Below are 7,064 nucleotides of genomic sequence, written 5' to 3'. Positions count from 1 at the left end.
TGTTGGCCCCGGTGATGAGTGTCGTCGTGCTGACGACCCCGGAGGCCCCGGGGCCCGGGGGGGGCCCCGGGGCCGGGGGGGGGCGCGCCCCCCCCCGGGGGCCCGGGGGGGCGCCCCCGCGGCCCCCCCCCCCCGGCACCTGTCCCGGCCCGCGACCGGGGAGCCGGTCACGGGACCGCGACCACGTGGTTCTGGTACGCCCACACCACCGCCTGCAACCGGGACCGCACGCCGAGCTTCGGCAGCATCCGCGCCAGGTGCGACTTCACCGTGGACACCTCGACGACGAGGGCGCGGGCGATGTCCTCGTTCGACATGCCCTGCGCGAGCAGCAGCAGGATCTCGTGCTCCCGCGGGGTGAGCAGGTCCCCGGCCCGGCGCGCGGTCACCGGTTGCAGGCGGCGGCGGTGCACGAACTCGCGCAGGATCCGCCGGGTCAGGCTCTGGTCGATGGTGCCCTGCCCGGCGGCGACCTGGCGGACCGCGCCGACGATCGCGTCCGGCTCCGCGTCCTTGAGCAGGAACCCGGAGGCGCCGGCCTCCAACGCGCCGAACACGTAGTCGTCCAGGTCGAACGTGGTCAGCACCAGCACCGCCACCTGCGGGTCGGCGTCCGCGGCGCACAACTCGGCCGCCACCTCGATGCCGCTGCGACCCGGCATCCGGATGTCCAGGCACGCCACGTCGGGCGCCAGTTCGCGGGCCATCGCCAGCGCCTCGGTGCCGTCGCGGGCCAGGCCCACCACCTCGATGTCGGGTTCGCCGCCCAGCAGCGCCGACAGCCCGGCGCGGGTCAGGTGCTGGTCGTCGGCGACGAGGACGCGGATCACGCCGTTGCCTCCGGGGTCGGCGGCGCGGACGCCGCGGGGGACGGGTCTTCGCGGGGCAGCAGCAGGCGCACTTCCCAGCCGCCGCCCGCAGTGGGGCCGTAGTCCAGGTCGGCGCCGACGAGCTGGGCGCGCTCGGCCATGCCGAGCAGGCCGTACCCGCCGCCCGGTCCCGCGCCCGCGGCGGCGGGGGCGCCGTTGCGGACGACGACCTGCACGCGGTCCCGGTCCCGGGCGCCGATCTCCACCGCGCAGCGCGCGCCCGGGGCGTGCGCCGCCGCGTTGGCCAGCGACTCCTGGACGGCGCGGTAGGCGACGAGCTGGGCGAGCGGGCCGACGCCGTCGGTCCCCGACTCGGGCAGCACCAGGTCGATCTCCGCACCGGTGGCCCGGCGCTGGGCGACGAGCTCCGGCACCGCCTCCAGCGCGGCGACCGGCGACTCCGCACCCGGATCCTCCCGCAACAGCCCGACGAGCCGCCGCAGGTCGTCGAGGACCGCGGTGCTCTGCTGCCGGATCTCGCGGGCCGCCTCCTTCGCCGCCGCCGGGTCCGAGTCGATCCGGCGGTCGATCACCGCCGCCATCAGCGCGATCCCGGACAGGTGGTGCGCGGCGATGTCGTGCAGCTCCCGGGACATCGCGGCGCGCTGCTGCGACACCGCGGCCTCCAGCAGCGCGCCCTGCTCGCGCCGCAGCGCCCGCGCCTCCTGCTCGCGGGCGTCGCGGGCGTCCCGCTGCGCCGCGACCACGGACCCGGCCAGCAGCGGCAGCCCGACGACGACCAGCGCCTGCGCCGGCCCGGCCAGCAGCGCCTCCGGCACCGTCAGCGCTCCGCCGCGCACCTCGTTGCAGGCCTGGGCGGTCGCCACCAGCAGCCACGCGGCGGGCAGCACGACCCGCGGCCGCCGCATCCGGGCCACGACCGCGAGGTACACCGACGCGATCAAGGTCACCGCGGTGGTGCTGAACGCCGCGTTCGGACCGAACCAGGCCGCCACCAGCGGAACCCCGGCGACCAGCGGCAGCACCACCTCGGGGCGGCGGTTCACCTGCACCGCGGTGACCGCCTGCACCAGCAGCACCGCGCCCAGCAGCCACCACCGGCCCTCGCCGGGCGAAGGCAGGTCGCCGAGCGTCGGGTCCGCGGCACCGGCCAGCGGGATCGCGAGGAACAGGGCCAGCGAGACCACTCCGCACCCGGCGGCGGCCATCGGGTTCAGCGGCCGCGGCGCGCTCGGCGGGATGCGCATCCGTGCTCCTTCCGCGCCGCGGCGGACGATCCGCGGGCCCGGCGTCCGCGCCTGTCGGCGGCACGCGGCGATCTTAGCCGGGGGTCCCGAGCCGCCCGGGGGAGCGCGGATCGCGGCTCGGCGGGCGGTGTTCTCCGCCACGATCGGGGGTTCGCCACGGGCTGAATCCGCAGCGGAGACCGGCCTCCGCCTGGTGCGCGGCGCGGGCGGGGCGGTCGAGGGCTCGGACCTCCGCGGGCCGACGTGTATTCTCGATGGCGGTCGTTGTTTCTGGGTTCGTGTTTTTCGCACGCTCGCAGGAGTGCTGATGCGGGCGAGCTGCTGTCTTGGGAGTAGCTGGAGTAGTCGCCGTCTGAGATCCGCGACCCCGGTGCCGGACCTGGCACCGGAACCGACCAGCTACCAGGATGGAGCAGGAACATGGCACAGGGCACCGTGAAGTGGTTCAACTCGGAGAAGGGCTTCGGCTTCATCGAGCCGTCCGAGGGTGGACCCGACGTCTTCGTCCACTACTCGGCCATCGACGCCGCCGGCTTCCGCACCCTGGAGGAGAACCAGACGGTCTCCTTCGAGGTCACGCAGGGCCCGAAGGGCCCGCAGGCCGAGTCCGTGCGCGTGGTCTGATCTTCGCCTTCCAGGCGATGTGAACCCGGGCCGGGGACTCCCCGCGATCCGGGGGTGATCACAACTGAGGCCGCCCGTCCAGCTGGACGGTCGGCCTCAGTGTTTTCGGCCCGGTCGATCACCGGGCGGCGCCGCTCACGCGAACAGCTGCGCCGCCTTGATCACGAGCTGGTAGACGCCGATCGCGAACGGGACGCCCACCCACAGCCAGGACACGGTGAGGAGGGCCTTGACCCCGATCCCGCCTTCGGGTGCGGTTTTCTGCTCGGTCATCTCTCGCCCCTCAGCTGCTCTGCTCGCCGGACGTGCTGGACGCCTTCGCGGTGTCCGTCGACTCGTCGGCCTTCTCCGCCGCGGAGTCGTCCGCGTCGGCCTGCTCGGACTTCGCGGAGTCCGCGGACTCGGACTCGGCGGTCTCCGCCGCGTCGCCGGAACCGGACTCGGCCTCCGCCGCGGCCTGCTCCGGCTCGTAGAACCGGGAGTGCACCGGGCGGATCAGCTCGTTCGCCACGAACCCGATCACCAGCGCGCCGGTCATCAGGTAGAACGACACCGTGTACAGGTCCGCACCGGACTTGCCCGCGGCCTCGCCGGAGTCGGCGAGCGCGTCCACGATGGCCGGCCCGAGCACGCCCGCCACCGACCAGGCGGTGAGCAGCCTGCCGTGGATGGCGCCGACCTCGAAGGTGCCGAACAGGTCCTTCAGGTAGGCGGGGATCGTCGCGAAGCCCGCCCCGTAGAACGACATGATCAGCATGGCGGCGACGACGAACAGCGCGACGCTGCTGTCTCCCGCGAACAGCAGCAGCAGGTACGCGAGCGCACCCACTCCGAGGTAGACCCGGTAGATGTTCTTGCGCCCGGTGCGGTCGGACAGCGCCGACCACGCGAAGCGGCCGCCCATGTTGGCCAGGGACAGCAGGGACACGAACCCGGTCGCCGCGGCGACGGCCACCGGAGTGCTGGTCCCCGCGAAGAAGTCCTGGATCATCGGGGAGGCCTTCTGCAGGATCCCGATGCCCGCGGTCACGTTCAGGCACAGCACGATCCACAGCAACCAGAACTGCGGCGTGCGGAGCGCGTTGTTGGCCGAGACCTTGATGGGGTTGGTGCTCTTGGCCGCGGCGGCAGGGGTCCAGCCCGGCGGGGTCCAGCCCGGCGGGGGAACCCGGACCAGCAGGATGCCGAGCGTCATGAACACGGCGTAGACGATGCCGTGCACCAGGAACGTGCTGCCGATGCCGCTGGTGGTCTTGCCGAAGGCGTCGAGCATCGCGGTCGACCACGGCGAGGCGATGATCGCGCCGCCGCCGAAGCCCATGATGGCGATGCCCGTGGCCAGACCTGGGCGGTCCGGGAACCACTTCATCAGCGTCGACACCGGTGCGATGTACCCGATCCCGAGGCCGATGCCACCGACCACGCCGTACCCGACGACGACGAGCCAGTACTGCCCCAGGTACATGCCCAGGGCGGAGATCAGGAAGCCCGAGGCGAAGGCGATGGTGGAGACCAGCATGGCCCAGCGCGGGCCGCGGGACTCCACGAACTTGCCGCCGAACGCCGCCGACAGCCCGAGGAAGAAGATGGCCACCTGGAACGGCAGCGCGCTACCGGTCCCGGAAATCTGGAGGCTCGATTCCAGCGGGCTTTTGAAAACGCTCCACGCGTAGGCCTGCCCGATGGAAAGATGGATGGCCAGCGCGGCGGGTGGGACTAGCCAACGGTTCCAGGTCGGTGGCGCAACGACCGAGAATCCGTCACGCACTGTCACAAGTAAACCTCCTTGGTGCAAGGGTTCCGGTGGCTGGTACCGGAAACGCGCCCCGGCACGTGAGGGGCGCACGAATTCGAGATGCTACCTGCCTGGTCAAACGGGAAATTGGCGAACAATCGAGGCGGGGTGCGCTGGGGTCCGGATCACCCGTCACGATTCGTGATCGCTGCTGGTGGGCGGGAAGGGCCTTGCTACGCACGGGAAAGTGCCCGTTCGAGTCGGGCGAAACGCACGTATTAATTACAAAACGCCTCAGTCTCGGTTACGCCGTGTAGCGCATCGTGTTGGTCCCGTGACCAATGTTGTGACCGTTTCGAGACCAATTATTTGCGCTGATGTAGCTGGAAGTTCGGATAGCGCCCGCACGTGTTTCTTTGGCCCCGAGGGGATAGAATCCGGATTCCTTGACGCGCGAGCAAGCCCGAAGGATCCACAGCATGCCCCGAACGTCGGAGAACCGAAGCCGAGACCGGCTTGACGGTCAGTACGCCGAGCCACGATTCGGCAACATCTCGAAACACAGCCTCCGGCGCCCCGCGAACTCGGGTGGAACCGATTTCGCCGCAATTCAGGAAAGCGACGATTTCGTCGCGCTCCGGCGTCGATTCCGGTGGTTCGTGTTCCCGGTGACGCTGCTCGTCCTCGCTTGGTACTTCACCTACGTCGCGCTCGGCGCCTACGCCGAGGACTTCATGAGCCGGCAGGTGTACGGCTACGTGAACATGGGCATCGTGCTGGGGCTGCTCCAGTTCGTCACCACCGCGATCGTCACCGTGCTCTACGGGCGGTACGTGCGCAGGCGCATCGATCCGCTGGTGGACCAGCTGCGCGAGCAGGAAGGGGCCGACCGCTGATGACGACCACCATCGCGGCCGGGGCCGTCGGCGACCCGACGACCACCGTCAGCGTTTTCGCCGGATTCGTGCTGCTGACGCTGTTCGTGGTGTACCGGGTGTCGAACCGGAACACGACCGCCTCCGACTACTACGTGGCGGGCGGCAACCTCACCGGCGCGCAGAACGGCATCGCGCTGGCCGGTGACTGGCTCTCCGCCGCCTCGTTCCTCGGCGTCGCCGGGGCCATCGCCGTGCACGGGTACGACGGGTTCCTCTACTCCGTCGGGTTCCTCGTGGCGTGGCTGATCGAACTGATGCTCATCGCCGAACTGGTGCGCAACACCGGGCGGTTCACGATGGGCGACGTGATCGGTTATCGGATGCGGCAGCGGCCCGTCCGCGCGGCCGCCGCGAACACGACGCTGGTCATCTCGTTCTTCTACATGGTCGCGCAGATGGCGAGCGCCGGTGGTCTCGTCGCGCTGCTGCTGGACGTGCAGAGCAAGTTCGGGCAGGCGATGGTCGTCGTCGCCGTCGGCCTCATCATGATCTTCTACGTGCTGGTCGGCGGCATGAAGGGCACCACCTGGGTGCAGATCATCAAGGCCACGCTGCTGCTGATCTGCGTGTCGCTGATGGCGGTGTTCCTGATCGGCCGCTTCTCCTACGACCTCTCCGGCCTGCTGGAGCAGGCGGCGGCCAACAGCCCGCTCGGCCAGGCGCTGCTGGAACCGGGCGCGCAGTACGGCCAGACCTCGCTGTCGCGGATCGACTTCATCTCGCTGGCGATGGCGATCGTGCTGGGCATCTCCTGCCTGCCGCACATCATGATGCGGTTCTACACGGTGCCCAGCGCCCGCGAGGCGCGCCGCTCGGTCGTGTGGATCACCTGGACGATGATCGTGTTCTACCTGGCGACGATGCTGCTCGGCTTCGGCGCGACCGCGCTGGTCGGTTCAGACGCGATCACCAACGCGCCCGGCGGGGAGAACTCGGCGGCGCTGCTGCTGGCCCACCGCATCGGCGGTTCCTGGCTGCTGGGCGTGGTCGCCGCGATCGCGTTCGCCACGATCCTCGCGGTCGTCGCGGGCCTCACGCTCACCGCGTCCGCCTCGTTCGCGCACGACGTCTACGCGAACATCATCAAGCGCGGCAAGGCCGACACCGGCTCCGAGATCCGGGTCGCCCGCCTCACCGCGCTCGTGGTCGGCGTGCTCTCCACCGTCGGCGGCATCGCGGCCATCGGGCAGAACGCGGCGTTCATGGTGTCGCTGGCGCTGGCGCTGGCCGCCTCGGCGAACCTGCCGACGATGCTGTACTCGCTGTTCTGGCGGCGCTTCAACACCACCGGGACGTTGTGGTCGATGTACACCGGCCTCGTGTCGTGCATCGTGCTCATCGCGTTCTCGCCCGCGGTGTCGGGACGGCCTTCGGCGATGTTCCCCAGCGCCGACTTCGACCTGTTCCCGCTCACCAACCCGGGCATCGTGTCCATCCCGCTGGGCTTCCTGGCCGGTTTCCTCGGCACCCTGCTCGGCAAGAAGGACCAGGACCCGGTCAAGCAGGCCGAGATGGAGGTCCGCTCCCTCACCGGGATCGGCTCCGGCCTCAAGGAGCCGCAACGCGCCTGACGCCCGACGCGCGCGACGAGGGGCCCCCCCGGGGTGCCGGGGGGCCCCCGGGGGGGGGGGTGGGGGGGGGGGGGGGGGGGGCCCCCCCGCGCCCCCGGGGGGGGGCGGGGGGCGGGGGG

At 71.1% G+C, this 7,064-nt stretch carries 7 protein-coding genes; 3 read left to right on the top strand and 4 right to left on the bottom strand.

Features of this window, described 5'->3' with window-relative positions; translation table 11 throughout:
- Positions 1–167: 167 nt before the first annotated feature.
- The gene (locus LCD35_RS10480; protein WP_225044102.1) at positions 168–830 is read right to left on the bottom strand and encodes a response regulator transcription factor; all 663 of its coding nucleotides are present in this window, start codon (positions 828–830) and stop codon (positions 168–170) included.
- Positions 827–2,077: a sensor histidine kinase gene (locus LCD35_RS30430; protein ID WP_224957836.1), complete on the bottom strand. Its 1,251-nt coding sequence runs from the start codon at positions 2,075–2,077 to the stop codon at positions 827–829. Before LCD35_RS30430 ends, LCD35_RS10480 begins: the two co-directional genes overlap by 4 nt.
- 420 nt (positions 2,078–2,497) lie before the next feature.
- Here LCD35_RS30430 and LCD35_RS10470 point away from each other — a divergent pair, with 420 nt between their 5' ends.
- Positions 2,498–2,701: a cold-shock protein gene (locus tag LCD35_RS10470; RefSeq protein WP_224957835.1), complete on the top strand. Its 204-nt coding sequence runs from the start codon at positions 2,498–2,500 to the stop codon at positions 2,699–2,701.
- Positions 2,702–2,836: 135 nt separating this feature from the next.
- Here the strand turns inward: LCD35_RS10470 and LCD35_RS10465 are convergent, their stop codons facing one another.
- On the bottom strand, positions 2,837–2,974 hold the full coding sequence (locus tag LCD35_RS10465) for a hypothetical protein (protein ID WP_224957903.1): 138 nt from the start codon (positions 2,972–2,974) through the stop codon (positions 2,837–2,839).
- A gap of 10 nt (positions 2,975–2,984) precedes the next feature.
- Positions 2,985–4,475: an OFA family MFS transporter gene (locus LCD35_RS10460; RefSeq protein ID WP_224968568.1), complete on the bottom strand. Its 1,491-nt coding sequence runs from the start codon at positions 4,473–4,475 to the stop codon at positions 2,985–2,987.
- 440 nt (positions 4,476–4,915) lie between these two features.
- On the opposite strand from LCD35_RS10460, the gene LCD35_RS30705 reads away from it, so the two are divergent.
- Together LCD35_RS30705 and LCD35_RS10450 are read left to right on the top strand one after the other, a co-directional pair.
- Positions 4,916–5,332, top strand: coding sequence for a DUF485 domain-containing protein (locus LCD35_RS30705; RefSeq protein WP_224957832.1), 417 nt, complete (start codon positions 4,916–4,918; stop codon positions 5,330–5,332).
- Positions 5,332–6,945, top strand: a complete 1,614-nt coding sequence (locus LCD35_RS10450; RefSeq protein ID WP_224957831.1) for a cation acetate symporter — start codon at positions 5,332–5,334, stop codon at positions 6,943–6,945. The genes LCD35_RS30705 and LCD35_RS10450 overlap by 1 nt, the downstream gene beginning before the upstream one ends.
- The last annotated feature ends 119 nt before the right edge of the window (positions 6,946–7,064 follow it).

It is taken from the genome of Saccharopolyspora sp. 6V (genome assembly GCF_020176785.1).
In the GTDB taxonomy this organism is placed as follows: Bacteria; Actinomycetota; Actinomycetes; order Mycobacteriales; family Pseudonocardiaceae; genus Saccharopolyspora_C; species Saccharopolyspora_C gregorii.
Note: the sequence above shows the minus strand (reverse complement) of the source record. Positions and strands in the feature narration are given on the sequence as shown.

Coding starts and splice junctions, on each gene's coding strand:
- LCD35_RS30430 (WP_224957836.1), bottom strand. CDS start 2,077: ATGCGCATCCCGCCGAGCGCGCCGCGGCCGCTGAACCCGATGGCCGCC.
- LCD35_RS10470 (WP_224957835.1), top strand. CDS start 2,498: ATGGCACAGGGCACCGTGAAGTGGTTCAACTCGGAGAAGGGCTTCGGC.
- LCD35_RS10465 (WP_224957903.1), bottom strand. CDS start 2,974: ATGACCGAGCAGAAAACCGCACCCGAAGGCGGGATCGGGGTCAAGGCC.
- LCD35_RS30705 (WP_224957832.1), top strand. CDS start 4,916: ATGCCCCGAACGTCGGAGAACCGAAGCCGAGACCGGCTTGACGGTCAG.
- LCD35_RS10450 (WP_224957831.1), top strand. CDS start 5,332: ATGACGACCACCATCGCGGCCGGGGCCGTCGGCGACCCGACGACCACC.